The sequence below is a fragment of the Streptomyces sp. NPDC060000 genome (assembly GCF_042737375.1).
Classification (GTDB): domain Bacteria; phylum Actinomycetota; class Actinomycetes; order Streptomycetales; family Streptomycetaceae; genus Streptomyces.
The window spans coordinates 159865-173756 of sequence record NZ_JBHWUU010000005.1; the positions used below are offsets into that span (position 1 = coordinate 159865).

At 71.4% G+C, this 13892-nt stretch carries 14 protein-coding genes and 2 pseudogenes; 9 read left to right on the top strand and 7 right to left on the bottom strand.

All coding sequences use genetic code 11. From position 1 onward, the window contains the following. Positions 1-52 precede the first annotated feature (52 nt). Entirely contained in the window at positions 53-1342 is a 1290-nt protein-coding gene (locus ACFWBB_RS05120) for a geranylgeranyl reductase family protein (RefSeq protein WP_385267111.1), read from the top strand. A gap of 15 nt (positions 1343-1357) precedes the next feature. Here the strand turns inward: ACFWBB_RS05120 and ACFWBB_RS05125 are convergent. Then, positions 1358-1812, bottom strand: a pseudogene (locus ACFWBB_RS05125) (nitroreductase family deazaflavin-dependent oxidoreductase). Positions 1813-1966: 154 nt separating this feature from the next. Between ACFWBB_RS05125 and ACFWBB_RS05130 the strand changes: the two are divergent. The 3 genes from ACFWBB_RS05130 to ACFWBB_RS05140 all read left to right on the top strand — a co-directional run bounded on the left by ACFWBB_RS05130 (position 1967) and on the right by ACFWBB_RS05140 (position 4995). Beyond that, positions 1967-2656, top strand: a complete 690-nt coding sequence (locus tag ACFWBB_RS05130; RefSeq protein ID WP_385267113.1) for a TetR/AcrR family transcriptional regulator — start codon at positions 1967-1969, stop codon at positions 2654-2656. A gap of 282 nt (positions 2657-2938) precedes the next feature. Beyond that, positions 2939-4204 carry a sensor histidine kinase gene (locus ACFWBB_RS05135; RefSeq protein ID WP_385267115.1) on the top strand — a complete coding sequence of 422 codons (1266 nt, stop codon included), beginning with the start codon at positions 2939-2941 and terminating at the stop codon, positions 4202-4204. Positions 4205-4329: 125 nt separating this feature from the next. Further along, positions 4330-4995 (top strand): response regulator, encoded by a 666-nt coding sequence (locus ACFWBB_RS05140; protein WP_385267161.1) that lies wholly within the window; start codon positions 4330-4332, stop codon positions 4993-4995. Here ACFWBB_RS05140 and ACFWBB_RS05145 read toward each other — a convergent pair. Further along, complete coding sequence (locus tag ACFWBB_RS05145) at positions 4956-5240, bottom strand: DUF6332 family protein (protein WP_385267117.1); 285 nt, start codon at positions 5238-5240, stop codon at positions 4956-4958. The genes ACFWBB_RS05140 and ACFWBB_RS05145 overlap by 40 nt on opposite strands. Positions 5241-5366: 126 nt before the next feature. Continuing rightward, positions 5367-6857 (bottom strand): MFS transporter, encoded by a 1491-nt coding sequence (locus ACFWBB_RS05150; RefSeq protein WP_385267119.1) that lies wholly within the window; start codon positions 6855-6857, stop codon positions 5367-5369. An 86-nt stretch (positions 6858-6943) separates the two neighbouring features. On the opposite strand from ACFWBB_RS05150, the gene ACFWBB_RS05155 reads away from it, so the two are divergent. Next, positions 6944-7351: a MarR family winged helix-turn-helix transcriptional regulator gene (locus ACFWBB_RS05155; protein ID WP_385267121.1), complete on the top strand. Its 408-nt coding sequence runs from the start codon at positions 6944-6946 to the stop codon at positions 7349-7351. Between the two features lie 128 nt (positions 7352-7479). Here ACFWBB_RS05155 and ACFWBB_RS05160 read toward each other — a convergent pair whose 3' ends face one another. Beyond that, positions 7480-8238: a maleylpyruvate isomerase family mycothiol-dependent enzyme gene (locus ACFWBB_RS05160; protein WP_385267124.1), complete on the bottom strand. Its 759-nt coding sequence runs from the start codon at positions 8236-8238 to the stop codon at positions 7480-7482. Between the two features lie 67 nt (positions 8239-8305). Here ACFWBB_RS05160 and ACFWBB_RS05165 point away from each other — a divergent pair. Continuing rightward, positions 8306-8547 (top strand): annotated as a pseudogene (locus ACFWBB_RS05165) (GTP 3',8-cyclase MoaA); the annotation flags it as partial. Positions 8548-8616: 69 nt separating this feature from the next. On the opposite strand, the gene ACFWBB_RS05170 reads toward ACFWBB_RS05165, so the two are convergent. Both ACFWBB_RS05170 and ACFWBB_RS05175 read right to left on the bottom strand, forming a co-directional pair. After that, on the bottom strand, positions 8617-8979 hold the full coding sequence (locus ACFWBB_RS05170; protein ID WP_385267164.1) for a hypothetical protein: 363 nt from the start codon (positions 8977-8979) through the stop codon (positions 8617-8619). Beyond that, positions 8976-9263 (bottom strand): hypothetical protein, encoded by a 288-nt coding sequence (locus ACFWBB_RS05175; RefSeq protein WP_385267127.1) that lies wholly within the window; start codon positions 9261-9263, stop codon positions 8976-8978. The genes ACFWBB_RS05170 and ACFWBB_RS05175 overlap by 4 nt, the downstream gene beginning before the upstream one ends. A 284-nt stretch (positions 9264-9547) precedes the next feature. On the opposite strand from ACFWBB_RS05175, the gene ACFWBB_RS05180 reads away from it, so the two are divergent. Then, the gene (locus tag ACFWBB_RS05180; RefSeq protein ID WP_385267130.1) at positions 9548-9709 is read left to right on the top strand and encodes a hypothetical protein; all 162 of its coding nucleotides are present in this window, start codon (positions 9548-9550) and stop codon (positions 9707-9709) included. Positions 9710-9950: 241 nt separating this feature from the next. Further along, entirely contained in the window at positions 9951-10973 is a 1023-nt protein-coding gene (locus ACFWBB_RS05185) for a zinc-dependent alcohol dehydrogenase family protein (RefSeq protein ID WP_385267133.1), read from the top strand. Positions 10974-11305: 332 nt separating this feature from the next. On the opposite strand, the gene ACFWBB_RS05190 is transcribed toward ACFWBB_RS05185, so the two are convergent. After that, positions 11306-11620: an alpha/beta fold hydrolase gene (locus ACFWBB_RS05190; RefSeq protein WP_385267135.1), complete on the bottom strand. Its 315-nt coding sequence runs from the start codon at positions 11618-11620 to the stop codon at positions 11306-11308. 245 nt (positions 11621-11865) lie between these two features. On the opposite strand from ACFWBB_RS05190, the gene htpG reads away from it, so the two are divergent. Next, positions 11866-13818 carry a molecular chaperone HtpG gene (gene htpG / locus ACFWBB_RS05195; protein ID WP_385267137.1) on the top strand — a complete coding sequence of 651 codons (1953 nt, stop codon included), beginning with the start codon at positions 11866-11868 and terminating at the stop codon, positions 13816-13818. Positions 13819-13892 lie beyond the last annotated feature (74 nt).

Consider the following 13892-nt stretch of genomic DNA (forward strand, 5'->3'; position numbering starts at 1 on the left):
GGATGCGGGGAACAGGTGCGGCAAGCGGCTTGATCAGGAGCAGTAGACCATCGTGAGCAGCGAGAACTCTCCGGCGGACGACGAGAACTCTTCGGCGGACGACGCGCGGCAGGTGTGGGACGTCGTCGTGGTGGGCGGAGGCCCCGCCGGGGCTTCGGCCGCCTACGCGGCGGCGGTCACGGGGCGGCGCGTGCTGTTGCTCGAGAAGGCCGAGCTGCCCCGCTACAAGACGTGCGGCGGCGGCATCATCGGTCCCTCCCGCGACGCGCTGCCACCCGGCTTCGAGTTGCCCTTCCGCGACCGGGTGCACGCGGTGACCTTCTCGCACAACGGGCGTTTCACCCGCACCCGTCGTTCCCGGCAGATGCTGTTCGGGCTGATCAACCGGCCCGAGTTCGACCAGCAGCTCGTCGAGCACGCCCAGAAGGCGGGCGCCGAGCTGCGCACGGGTGTCACCGTGCAGCGGGTGGAGCAGCACGGCTCGGCGGTACCGGACCGCCGCACGGTCGCGGTCGTCCTCCAGGGCGGCGAGACGCTGCTGGCCCGCGCGGTGGTGGGCGCGGACGGCAGCGCGAGCCGGATAGGAGCCCACGTCGGTGTGAAGCTCGACCAGGTGGATCTCGGTCTGGAGGCGGAGATCCCGGTGCCGGAGACGGTCGCCGAGGACTGGAAGGGCCGGGTCCTCATCGACTGGGGCCCGATGCCCGGCAGCTACGGCTGGGTGTTCCCCAAGGGGGACACGCTGACCGTCGGCGTGATCTCGGCGCGCGGCGAAGGCGCCGCCACCAAGCGTTACCTGGAGGACTTCGTCGGGCGGCTCGGCCTCGCCGGGTTCGAGCCGAGCGTCTCCTCCGGACATCTCACCCGCTGCCGGGCCGACGACTCCCCGCTGTCACGCGGGCGCGTTCTCGTGTGCGGCGACGCGGCGGGGCTGCTGGAGCCGTGGACCCGCGAGGGCATCTCCTTCGCGCTGCGCTCGGGCCGCCTCGCGGGCGAGTGGGCGGTCCGGATCGCCGAGGCGCACGACGCGGTGGACGCCCGCCGCCAGGCGCTGAACTACGCCTTCGCGATCAAGGCCGGCCTCGGCGTGGAGATGAGCGTCGGCAAGCGGCTGCTCGTCCTCTTCGAGCGCCGACCCGGACTCTTCCATGCCGGGCTCACCGGTCTGCGCCCGGTCTGGCGGGCGTTCACCGACATCACCCGTGGCCGGACTACCCTCGGTGAACTCGTCCGCTCGCATCCGATGGCCCAGCGGGCACTGACCGCGCTGGACCGGCGGCAGGAGCGGCAGGAGGAGCCGGCGAGGGAGTCCGCGCCGGCGGCCGAGGAGAGCGGTTCCTGACCGGAAGGGGGCGGATCACCGCCGGTTCGTGACGGTGATCCGGAACACCGGGTGGTCAGGGGCGATACGCCGCATCTCGGCGTCGGGAGAGTCCGGGCCCACCCCGTTGAAGAAGACGCCGACCTCGGCCTTCCAGCGCTTGAGGTAGGCGCGCAGCAACGGCGTCTTGTCGTCGTCGGCGACCTCGACCGCCGTGAACTCCTCCACGTTCTTGCCGAGGTGCAGCTCACCGCCGCCCGCCACCCGCATGTTGTGCGTCCACTGGACGTGGCCGCGAGGCGCGACCAGATACTGCTGCCCGTCCACGGTCAGCAGGTTCACGGGCGTGGTCCGCCACTCACCGCTCTTGCGGCCGCGGACCGCCAGGACCCGGGACCCCCACACGCTCAGACCCGACGGGTCAGCCAGGCCACGGCGCGGTTGAAGACGTTGACGGTGAACCAGCCGGGCTTCTGCACGTGGGTGGACATGGCTGCTGCCTCCTGAAGAGAAAGTGTGAGCACCGCTCTCACTTGAGTGGCAGTCTGCCCGAGACGACCGCTCCAGAGCAAGAGCGCTGCTCTCTTCTTTGTTCACCGATCTCGATTGGGTGCAGCGCTCTGCTTCCGTGCGACACTGAAACGCATGAGCAGCACCGTTCGTGGGGCACGAGCCCGCGCCAGGATCGAAGTCACCGCCGCCATCTTGGAAGAGGCGCGCAGACAGCTCGCGTCCGAGGGCGCGACCAAGCTCTCGCTGCGAGCCGTGGCCCGTGAACTCGGCATGGTCTCCTCCGCGCTCTACCGCTACTTCCCGAGCCGTGACGACCTGCTCACCGCGCTCATCATCGACGCCTATGACTCCCTCGGCGAGTGCGCGGAGGCCGCGCACTCGGCCGTCGCCGACGCCGCTCCCGTCGAGCGCTGGGTCACGGTGGGCGAGGCGGTGCGCGGCTGGGCGCTGGCACATTCGCAGGAGTACGCGCTGATCTACGGCACACCGGTGCCCGGCTACAGCGCGCCCCGGACGACCGTCCCGGCCGCCGCCCGTGTCGGCCTGCTCCTCGTCGGCATCGTGCGGGACGCGCACCAGGGCCAGCGGCTGGACGTACCGCCGCTGACGGACGAGCTGGTCCCCGAGGCGGTCCGGATGGGAATCGACCTCGCCCACGACCTCCCGCCGGGTGCGGTCACGGCACTCGTGGCGGCGTGGGCCCAGTTGTACGGACTGGTCGGGTTCGAGCTGTTCGGTCAGTTCAACCGGGTCGTCGAGGAACGCGAGCCGTTCTTCCGGTACGCGGTCACGCGCCTCGCCCACGGGGTGGGGCTCCGCTAGCCGGGGTGGGGATGCGCCAGGACCGGTCCCGCCGGCCGGCCGTCGCGCGCCGGCCACCGTGCCCTGTTCGCGGCGTGACCGGCGGGGCCGACCCTGGTACGGAGGCGCCCAGGACCCGACGCGCCTGCCGGCGCCCACGGGAACCGGCCACCCGGAGGCGCCGCCGCCCGTCCGTCGAGGTTGCCGACGGTTCCCGTGGCGGCGCGTACTTCCAGGGGAGTACGGCTGATCACCTCGCCCGGCGGACGTCCGGCGCGGACCGCGGCGTCTAGCGTGGCGGGCATGGACGAAGAGCGGACGCGCGGGCGCGGCGGCCCGGGGAACCGGTGGAGGTACGGGCCGCCGCCCTTGCCGCGCCGCGGGGAGGGCCGCAGGGAGGGCCGGGAGGGCGGGGCGGACCCGGAGTCGCGGGCCGCACGGTGGCCCTGGCGATCCACCGTGCTGATCACCGCCTTCGTCCTGTTCGGCTCGAACTTCGCGGCCCATGCGCAGGAAGGTGCGCGGGCGCCGCTCGACGCCTTCGCGCGCGTGCTCCTGGTGGTCGCCTCCGGACTGCTGCTGTGGCGGCGGCGACACCCGGTGGCCGTCGTGTTCGGCACGGCGGCGGCCGCCGCCCTCTACCTGGGCGCCGGCTACCCCTACGGACCGGTCTTCCTGACCGTGGCCGTGGCCTGCTTCACCGCTGTCGTCGCCGGTCACCGGCAGGCCGCCTGGACGGCCCTGGGCCTGCTGTGGGCCGTCCATGTGCTGGTCGCGCACTGGCTCTACCGGTGGCTGCCGCCCGCCGGCGACGCCCCGGCCCCCTTCGGGCAGGAGATCGTCGTCGCGGGGTGGGCGGTGGCGATCGTGGCGATCGCGGAGCCGGCCCGGATCCGGCGTGAACAGTGGGCCCGTGAGCGGGCCGAGCGCGCCCGGGCCGTCCGCCGGCGGGCCGATGAGGAACGGCTGCGCATCGCGCGCGAACTGCACGACGTCCTCGCGCACAGCCTCTCGGTGATCAACGTGCAGTCGGGCGTGGGCCTCGCACTCCTCGACTCCGACCCGGAACAGGCGCGCACGGCGCTCACCACCATCAAGTCCGCCAGCAAGGAAGCGCTGGGCGAGGTGCGCCAGGTGCTCGACAGCCTCCGTACGCCGGGGGACGCGCCGCGCACCCCTGCCCCCGGCCTGGACCGGCTGCCCGAGCTCGTGGAACAGGCGGCGCGCGCGGGCCTCACGGTCGATGTGACCGGGGGGCCGCCCCGGCTGCCGCCCCATACGGACCTCGCCGCCTTCCGTATCGTCCAGGAGGCACTCACCAACGTCGTACGCCACTCGGGTTCGCGGCACGCGCGCGTGCGGCTCGATCAAGGGGACGGCACGCTACGGATGCGTATCGACGACGACGGGCCGGCGACCGGTGCCGACGCGGGCGGCAGCGGCAACGGTCTCGCCGGAATGCGGGAGCGGGCCGCGGCGCTGGGTGGCACGATCGAGGCGGGACCGCGCCCCGACGGAGGCTTCCGGGTGCTCGCCGTACTGCCCACGAGGGCCGGGGAGGGCCAGTGAACGGGTCAGGACCGGCGAACGGGTCAGGACCGGCGAACCACGGGTCAGGACCGGTCCAGGGGGCCGGACGGGTGGACGAGGGAGGGCCGGTGAGCGGGGAAGCACCGGTGAGCGAGGGGCGGCCGGTGATCCGTGTACTGCTCGCCGACGACCAGTCGTTGGTGCGGGCGGGATTCCGGGCGCTGCTGGACGCGCAGCCGGACATCGAGGTGGCGGCCGAGGCCGCCGACGGGGAGGAAGCGGTGCGCGCGGTGCGTGAACTGCGGCCCGACGTCGTCCTGATGGACATCCGGATGCCCCTCCTCGACGGCCTGGCCGCCACCCGGCGGGTCACCGACGACGAGGCGCTCTCCCGGGTCAAGGTCATCATGCTCACCACCTTCGAACTCGACGAGTACGTCTTCGAGGCGATCCGCTCGGGCGCTTCCGGCTTCCTGGTGAAGGACACCGAACCGGAGGAACTCCTGCGTGCCGTACGGGCGGTGGTGGCCGGGGACGCGCTTCTCTCGCCGGGAGTCACTCGCCGGCTCATCGCCGAGTTCGCCGCCCGCTCCAAGGAGCCCGCGGCGGCCGACGCGCTGACCCGGCTCACCGATCGGGAGCGGGAGGTGATGGCACTCGTCGGGATCGGCCTGTCCAACGAGGAGATCGCCCGCAGGCTGGTGGTCAGCCCGCTCACCGCCAAGACCCACGTGAGCCGCACGATGGTGAAGCTGGGCGCCCGTGACCGGGCCCAACTGGTCGTCCTGGCCTATGAGTCGGGGCTGGTCCGGCCGGGCTGGCTGGGCTGAGAGGCGGTCCGGAGACGGACGAGCACGGAGACCACCCGGACCGCGAACACCGCGGGGGCGAGCGCCAGGCCCGCCCGCAGCAGCAACTTCTCGGCCACAGCCGGCAGTTCGAACAGCAGCGCCGGTCCGGCGACCGCCCCGAAGAGCACCGCCGCCGCGAACGCCGCACTGAGCAGCGCGTATCCGATCTCGACGGTGATCATGTCCCGCTCGGCCTGCGTGCGTCGGCCCCCGTACCCGCTCATACGGCGAGTGTCACAGGTGTGCGCCCGGCGGGGCAATCGGCCCCGCCGGGCGCATCCTCGGAGACAGGTTTCCCTCCGGATCCGGAACCGGAACCGGAAACCGGCCGGACGGATCCGGTTCCTGTCCTAGTCGCGTGCTCCCACGGGCTCCACGTCCGCCTCCGGCACGGTGGACCGGGCGATCACGACGGAGCCCTGGGTGCGCCGGGTGCGCAGTCCGGGGAGGGTGATGAGCAGGCCCGCGGCGGCGACGAGCGTCACCACGACCAGCCCGGGCCGGTAGCTGTCGAGGACGGCCTGCGGGGTGGGGTCGGCCGGGGCGCCCGCGGTCACCACCGCCGTCACCACCGCCAGGAAGATCGCGCCACCCACCTGCACCGAGGTGTTGAGCAGTCCCGAGACCATGCCCTGCTCATGGTCGGCCACGCCGTTGGTGGCCTGGATGTTGAGCGAGGGGAAGACCAGTGCGCAGGCCGCGCCGATCAGCAGCATGGTGGGCAGGATGACCGCCGCGTACACCGGGTCGAGATCGACGCGCAGGAACAGCGCGTATCCGGCGACCATGAAGGCGAAGCCGGCCGCGATCAGCCGCGGCGTGCCGAACCGGTCGACGATCGAGCCCATCTTGGTCGAGGACACGGCCACCAGCGCGCCGGCCGGCAGGAACGCGAGTGCCGTGTGCAGCGCCGACCAGCCGAGCAGCGTCTGCATGTACAGGGTGGCCAGGAACTGGAAGCCGACGTACGAACCGAAGAAGGCCATCGCGCCGACCTGGGCGCGGATCTGGCTGCCGGAGCGCAGGACGCCGAGCCGGATCAGCGGGCCGGCCGAGCGGCGCTCGACGCGGACGAAGACGGTCAGCATGACGGCGACGGCGAGGAACGACAGCAGCGTGCGTGCGGACGTCCAGCCCGACTCCGGCGCCTGGACCACGGTGAAGACCAGCAGCAGCATCGACGCGGTTCCCAGGACGGCGCCGGGCACGTCGTAGCCGTTGTGGTCCTTCTCGCGTTCGCTGCGCGGCAGCAGCTTCAGGCCGACCGCCAGCGCGATCAGCGCGATCGGCGCGGGCAGCAGCATGGTGAGGCGCCAACTCGCCTCGGTGAGCAGGCCGGAGAGGACCAGGCCCATCGAGAAGCCGGTGGCGGCGCAGGTGGTGTAGATGGAGAGGGCACGGTTGCGCAGCGGGCCCTCCGGGAACGTCGTGGTGATGATGGACAGGCCGGCCGGGGCCGTGAAGGCCGCGCTCAGGCCCTTGATGAACCGGCTCGCGATCAGCAGCGGACCCGAGTCGACCAGCCCGCCGAGCAGCGAGGCCAGCGCGAAGACACCGAGAGCTACCAGGAACACCTGGCGGCGGCCGAGCAGGTCCGCCGTGCGGCCGCCGAGGAGGAGCAGCCCGCCGTAGCCCAGGATGTAGCCGCTGACGATCCATTGCAGGGTCGAGGTGGAGAGGTCGAGGTCGGAGCCGATGGACGGCAGGGCGACGCCGACCATCGACACGTCCAGCGCGTCCAGGAACATCGCGGCGCACAGCACCAGCAGGGTGCCCCACAGCCGGGCGGTCCAGCGGCCCTCGGGGAGAGGGGACGCGGGGGAGGGGAGCGGAGAGGTCATGCCGCAGACACTACATGCACACACATTGAATGCAAGCGCATTTATTTCCGATGCAATCAACTGCGTTCTCTGCTACGGTGCGCCCCATGGCGGCGGCGAAGAAAGGCGGGACGGGGGCCGAGCAGGCGCTCGTTGAGCAGTGGCGGGACATGCTTGCCCTGCACGCGAGGACCCAGTGCGAACTCGACCGGGCTCTGCACCAACATGGCTTGTGCGGCAGCGACTTCGAGGTGCTCGACGTCCTCGCGGAGTCGGCGGCGCCGGACGGCTCGTGCAGCTACCGCGTCCAGGAGATCGCCGAGCGGGTCCACCTCAGCCAGAGTGCGTTGTCGCGGCTCGTCGCCCGCCTGGAGAAGGACGGTCTCGTCGAGCGGGGCATGTGCGCCGAGGACCGCAGGGGTGTTCGGGTCGCGCTCACCGGGAAGGGGCGCGCGCTGCACGGCGACGTACGGCCGGTGCAGCGCGCGGTGTTGAGCCGGATGCTGGCGGACTGACCCGGGCGGTGTCGGCGGACTGACTCGCGCAGCGCCTGCGGACTGGCTCGGGTGGCGCCTGCGCGCCGGCTCGGGCGGCGTCTGAGGGCTGACGTGTGCGGCGCCGGTGGAACGACTCGGGCGGTCTGTCAGCCCACGGCGGACTTCTCCCGCCACAGCGTCGCCAGCGTGGCGTCCCCGGTCACGGCGGGGAACGGCGACCGGTTCCACAACGACAGGTAGAGCAGCGCCGCAGGGCCGGACACCTCGCAGTCGGCGTCCCCCTCGGCGTCCCCCTCGGCGTTCCGCTCCGTCACCGGCGGCTCGGGCGACAGCCGTACGGTCCACACGCCGTCGGGCGTGTCCGTCGCCCGCACCCGCAGGACCCGGGGCGCCTCGGTGCGCACCCTGCTCCTGGCGCGTGCGTGGAATCCGCGCAACAGTTCGTCGATGCCGTCCGCCGCGAAGCCGATGCCGAGTTCGCGGGCGATCTCCTCGGGTGTGCGGCCGCGGGCCGATTCCGCGTCCACGCGGTGCACGGCCGTCTCGTGCGCCTGCCGCCTCGCCCAGAAGGCCAGCGGTGACGGCGCGGGCATGAACTGCCAGCACTCGACATCGGGCGAGGCTGCGGACAGGGTGCCCACGAGCCGCAGGTGCCCCTCGCGGAACCCGTCAAGCAGCGCGTCGCCGTCGAGGTCCGGCGGGTCGACGAAGGGGCTGGGCGAGGGATTGCCCTCGGCCACGAACGACGTCGCCCAGCGGTGCACCGCGCCCGTGTGCCGCAGCAGGTCCCTGACCTGCCACTCCGGGCAGGTCGGCACTTTCGCGTCGGGGCCCGCTTCCGCCGCCGCGGCGGCCAGCGACCGGCCCTCCTGGTCCAGCACGCTGATGTACTCGGCAGTCTCCATGTGGGGGAGTGTGCCGGATGGAGCGCGGTCCAGGGGAGGAACAGTGGTGTTCAGCCGGATGTCGCCCGTCTCCGTCACCCGCCCGTTCTGCGCGGCCCGCGACCGCAGCCGCCTGACGGCCGACGGCCGGATGCGCACCTGCCTGTTCGCCCGCGAGGAGCCCGGCCTTCGCGCGGCGCTGCGCTTTGGCGCCGACGACGAGGAGATCGCCCGCATCCGGCGCTCGGCGATGTGGGCAAGAAGGCAGGCGCGGGCCCCGACGCCCCGACCTTCGTCCAGCCGGACCGGCCCACGTCCGCGATCGGAGGCTGGACAATTCCCTCCGGGCAGGATGGAGGAACCGCCGCGGCACCCCCCTCTCCTCCCGCGCGCCCGGCCTCAGTGGGCGACTCCCAGCCGGAGCAGAACGGCGGTGTCGGGGCGGGGCAGGCGGACGGTGAGGGTTCCTTCCGCCGCGTCCCACTGCGCGGTGGCGCCGGACGGGCCGGTGTGGAGGACCTCCGGTACGAGGGGAACGCCCCGTAGACGGGGCACGAAGACCGTGCGGCTTTCCACGCCCCCGCCCCCGCGCCACACCGTCAGGAACGTGGACCGCCGACCGCGCAGACCGTGCGCGATCCAGGCGTCCTCCCATGTCGGCAGGCCGAGGGGCCAGAAGGGGTGCGCCGAGGCGATCTCCGGCCGGATCTCCTTGTAGACGCGGACCGCGGAGCGTACGAGGTCGAACTGCTCGTCACTCATGAGGCTGAGGAAGCCGGAGAGGTGTCTGCGGCCGAGGAGTGCCGGTGAGGGTGAGGCGATTTCGTCGAGGCTGTGGTTCGGCTGGGGTAGGCCCAGACGGCGGCCTGCTCGGGTGTCGCGGCGGTGGCGGCCGCGGCGGCGATCGGGGGGTAGCGGAATGGGTCCTGCTGGTCGCTGGTGGACTGCAGCTGCGCCACGGCCAGCTGCGCGTAGTCCATGCGCAGGCCGCCCGACCCGCAGTTCTCCAGGACGAGACGGGGATGCCGGTCGAGGAGCGAGGCCATCCAGTCCAGGTGGGCGCGGTTTCGAGCACCTCGTGCGCCCACTGCATCTGAGCCCGGACCGAGGAAGCGCCCGGACCCAGGCTGGACGGGCCGCTCAGGCAGCGGGAAGACCGGCAGGGCTTGCCTCGCCGTCGACTGAGGCTGCCGCCCGCGACGGATGTACTGCCAGTACACCCCTCACCAGTGCCTCGCTACCCACACGAAATGCCTGTTCTCTGGGTGGCGTGGCACTCCGCCGCCCGGCCCTTTCGATGCGGCCGGTCCCCCAGGAACAGGACAAGGCAATGGCTCTGGACAACTACATCTTCGACTCGGACGAGAACGTCACCCGCACCCCGGTGTCGTACAAGAACCGGTACGGGATCACGCTCTCGGCGGATCTCTACCGGCCCGAGGACTTCGACGCCTCCCAGCAGCACCCCGCGATCGTCATCGGTGCCCCGTAGGGCGGCGCCAAGGAGCAGGAGCGGGGCGTCTACGCCCAGAACCTCGCCAAGCGCGGCTTCGTGGCCCTCACCGAAGGAATTCCACGTCGTCCCGGACGCGGGCCACGTCGACCTCTACGACCGGACCGACAAGATCCCCTTCGCCAAGCTGGACGAGTTCTTTACCAAGAACCTGGCCTGACCACCCTCGAAGTCCGGCACCCGACAAGCAGTAAGAAGCAACAAGCAAGGAGACACAGGCATGCGTGGAGTAGTGATGTACACGGCCGGCGACGTCCGGGTGGAGGAGCGCGAGGATCCGAAGATCGTCGAGCCCACCGACGCGATCGTGAAGCTGACCGCGACCTGTATCTGCGGCTCCGACCTGTGGCCGTATCGCGGCATCGAGCCCGCCGACCACACGCTCATGGGCCATGAGTACGTGGGCGTGGTCGAGGAAGTCGGCTCGGATGTGAAGACTGTCAAGCCCGGGGACTTCGTGGTCGGATCGTTCGTCATCTCGGACAACACCTGCGAGATCTGCCAGGCCGGGTTTCAGTCCAAGTGCGTGCACGCCGAGTTCGTCCACGCAGGGATCGGCACCCAGGCCGAGAAGGCCCGCATCCCGCACGCCGACGGCACCCTCGTCGCCACCCCGGGACAGCCCGACCCCGAGCTGATCCCCGCACTGCTGGCCGCCTCCGACGTGCTCGGCACCGGCTGGTACGCCGCCGTCGCCGCCGAGGCCGGACCCGGTAAGACCGTCGCGGTCGTCGGCGACGGCGCGGTCGGCCTCATGGCCGTCCTCGCCGCCAGGCAGCTCGGTGCGGAACGCGTCATCGCCATGTCCCGCCACCCCGAGCGGCAGAAGCTGGCCCGCTACTACGGCGCCACCGACATCGTCGAAGAGCGCGGCGAGGAGGGCATCGCGAAGATCAAGGAACTCACGAACGGGCTGGGCGCGCACTCGGTCGTCGAGGCGGTCGGCACGCAGGAATCGTTCATGCAGGCCGTCGGCGCCACCCGCGGAGGCGGACATCTCGGCTACGTGGGCGTCAACTACGACGTGACCATCCCCGGTATCGAGCTGTTCTTCGCCGGCATCCACACCCTCGGCGGCCCGGCCCCGGTACGCCGCTTCCTGCCCGAGCTGATCCAGCTCATCTGGGACCGCAAGATCGACCCCGGCAAGGTCTTCGACCTCACCCTGCCCCTGGAGCAGGCCCCCGAGGGCTACAAGGCGATGGACGAGCGCCGTGCCACCAAGGTGCTGCTCACCCTCTGAACCCTCTGGCCGTGCCTGCGCGTGCTCCGGCGCTGCGCGGTGGCGGCCGCCTGGTGGTCATCGGCTTCGACGGCCTCGGCTCGGCCGCCCTGGACCGCGTCCGGCACACGTGCCCTGCGCGGCGGTGGTGGAAGCGCCGGCCCCGGGCCGGGCACCCGTCCGTCCCGCGGTATGGGCCGACGACCGCTGGGCCGCCCGGGCCGCCACCGCACACCTGCCGGCGCTCGGGCACGAAACTGTGCACCACGGAGCGATTCCCGCCTCGACCGGGACCCGGCGCTCGGCGAGACCTCGCGCCGAAGGCCGGCGTCAGGCCCTGACATCGGCCGGCGTCACCGCTCCCTGCCGGCCCCGTTCGGTGGCGAAGTGGTACCGGGACCACCAGGCCCACCCGCCCGCCGCCGGCGCTCACGGTTGGTGATCGGATAGCCGGTCACCGAGACGAGCGCCCGACAGCGCTCCGGCCACAACGCGGCGATGATGTCGGCCGTCCGGGAACCCCGGTCGAATCCGGCCAGGACCGCCTGGTCGGTCCGCAGTGCGTCCAGCGACGCGACGATGTCGAGCGCCACCGCCGACCGCTGCGCGTCGCGGAACGTCGCCCTCGACACGAAGGTCGTCGTGCCGTGACCGCGCAGGTACGGCACGATCACTCGGTGGCCCCGCGCCGCCGGCGACGGGGCCACCGAGTGACTGACCCGGCTTCGGTGGAGCCGGACGGAGGGGTTCGCGCAGGTGGGAGAGATCCCATGCTGACTCCCCGCCCGCCGGCGTGCGCCGGCGAATCGGAACAGGGCGACCAAGAACAGCGGGCACCGCGAGCTGACTTGGTGTTTTACAGTGGCTCTCGCCAGCCCAGGAGACTCCAGAACCTGTGAGGTACACGCCCATCATGTCGACCGAAACCTTTGAGTTCCAGGTAGAGGCCCGTCAGCTGTTGCAGCTGATGATCCACTCGGTCTACTCGAACAAGGACGTCTTTCTCCGCGAACTCGTTTCCAACGCCTCCGACGCGCTGGACAAGCTGCGTCTCGCCGCGCTGCGGGACGACACGCTCGACGCCGACGTCTCCGACCCGCACATCGAGATCGAGACCGACGCCGAGTCCCGCACGCTGACGGTGCGGGACAACGGCATCGGGATGTCGTACGAGGAGGTCGGCCGGCTCATCGGCACGATCGCCAACTCCGGCACGGCGAAGTTCGCGCAGGAGCTGCGCGAGGCCCAGGAGGAGGCCGGGGCCGAGGGGCTCATCGGGCAGTTCGGCGTCGGCTTCTACTCCGGCTTCATGGTGGCCGACGAGATGACCCTGCTGACCCGGCGGGCCGGCGAGAGCCAGGGCACCCGCTGGTCGTCGCGAGGCGAGGGCACGTACACGCTGGCGAGGGTGGACGACGCGCCGCAGGGCACGTCCGTCACGCTGCACCTGAAGCCGGCCGACGCGGACGACCAGCTGCACGACTACACCGCGGACCGGACGATCAGGGAGATCATCAAGCGCTACTCGGACTTCATCACCTGGCCCATCAAGCTGGTCCCCAAGGCGACCCCGGGCGACAGCGCGGGCGCCACAGGTGGTGCGGAGAGCGCCGACACCACCGAGGGTACCGGCGCCGCGCCCGAACCCGAGACGCTGAACTCGATGAAGGCCCTGTGGGCACGCTCGCGCGACGAGGTCTCCGACGAGGAGTACCACGAGCTCTACAAGCACATCAGCCACGACTGGCGCGAACCGCTGGAGACCGTCCGGCTCCAGGCGGAGGGCACCTTCGAGTACCAGGCGCTGCTGTTCCTCCCCTCGCACGCCCCGCACGACCTGTACAACCAGAACTACCAGCGCGGTGTGCAGCTGTATGTGAAGCGCGTCTTCATCATGGACGACTGCGAGGCGCTGCTGCCGCCGTACCTGCGCTTCGTCAAGGGCGTGGTCGACGCGGCGGACCTCTCGCTGAACGTCTCCCGCGAGATCCTCCAGCAGGACCGGCACATCCGGATGATGCAGCGCCGGCTCACCAAGAAGGTGGTGTCGACGGTCAAGGACATGATGACCGCGGCCCCCGACCGCTACGCCACCTTCTGGCGGGAGTTCGGTGCCGTCCTGAAGGAAGGGCTGCTGACCGACTCCGACAACCGTGACACCCTCCTCGCCGTCTCCTCGTTCGCGAGCACGCACGACGCGGACGAGCCGACCACGCTGAAGAGTTATGTGGAGCGGATGAAGGACGGGCAGGACGCCGTCTACTACCTGACCGGCGAGTCCCGGCAGAGCATCGAGAACTCCCCGCACATGGAGGCGTTCCGGGCCAAGGGTATCGAGGTCCTGCTCCTCACCGACCCGGTCGACGAGGTGTGGGTCGACGCGGTGGGCGAGTTCGAGGGCAAGCCGCTGCGGTCCGTCGCCAAGGGCGAGGTCGACCTCGGCGGGGAGGACGACGAGAAGAGCGACGGCGAACGGGAGAAGCAGAGCGAGGAGTACGCCGGTCTGCTCGGCTGGATGAAGGAGCAACTGGCCGAGGACGTCAAGGAGGTGCGGCTGTCGTCCCGCCTCACCGTGTCGCCGGCCTGCATCGTCTCCGACGCGCACGACCTCACCCCGGCGCTGGAGAACATGTACCGCGCGATGGGGCAGGAGGTGCCGCGCGCCCTGCGGATCCTCGAACTCAACCCCGATCACCTGCTCGTCAAGGGCCTGAACCAGGCCTACAAGGACCGTGGGGACCGTGCGGGGCTCGCCGAGACCGCCGAACTGCTGCACGGTCTGGCGGTCCTCGCCGAGGGCGGCCGGCCGAAGGAACCCGGACGGTTCGTGAAGCTGGTGGCGGATCAGCTGGAGCGCGCGCTGTAACCCAAGGCGGCGGGGGGGCCGGGCGAGCCATAGTGCCCGCCCAGTGTCGTATTAAAAAAATAACCCGCCCACCA

Coding starts and splice junctions, on each gene's coding strand:
- ACFWBB_RS05130 (WP_385267113.1), top strand. CDS start 1,967: ATGAGCAGCACCGTTCGTGGGGCACGAGCCCGCGCCAGGATCGAAGTC.
- ACFWBB_RS05180 (WP_385267130.1), top strand. CDS start 9,548: ATGGCTCTGGACAACTACATCTTCGACTCGGACGAGAACGTCACCCGC.
- ACFWBB_RS05175 (WP_385267127.1), bottom strand. CDS start 9,263: ATGGCCTCGCTCCTCGACCGGCATCCCCGTCTCGTCCTGGAGAACTGC.
- ACFWBB_RS05155 (WP_385267121.1), top strand. CDS start 6,944: ATGGCGGCGGCGAAGAAAGGCGGGACGGGGGCCGAGCAGGCGCTCGTT.
- ACFWBB_RS05160 (WP_385267124.1), bottom strand. CDS start 8,238: ATGGAGACTGCCGAGTACATCAGCGTGCTGGACCAGGAGGGCCGGTCG.
- ACFWBB_RS05170 (WP_385267164.1), bottom strand. CDS start 8,979: ATGAGTGACGAGCAGTTCGACCTCGTACGCTCCGCGGTCCGCGTCTAC.
- ACFWBB_RS05145 (WP_385267117.1), bottom strand. CDS start 5,240: ATGAGCGGGTACGGGGGCCGACGCACGCAGGCCGAGCGGGACATGATC.
- ACFWBB_RS05150 (WP_385267119.1), bottom strand. CDS start 6,857: ATGACCTCTCCGCTCCCCTCCCCCGCGTCCCCTCTCCCCGAGGGCCGC.
- ACFWBB_RS05135 (WP_385267115.1), top strand. CDS start 2,939: ATGGACGAAGAGCGGACGCGCGGGCGCGGCGGCCCGGGGAACCGGTGG.
- ACFWBB_RS05185 (WP_385267133.1), top strand. CDS start 9,951: ATGCGTGGAGTAGTGATGTACACGGCCGGCGACGTCCGGGTGGAGGAG.
- htpG (WP_385267137.1), top strand. CDS start 11,866: ATGTCGACCGAAACCTTTGAGTTCCAGGTAGAGGCCCGTCAGCTGTTG.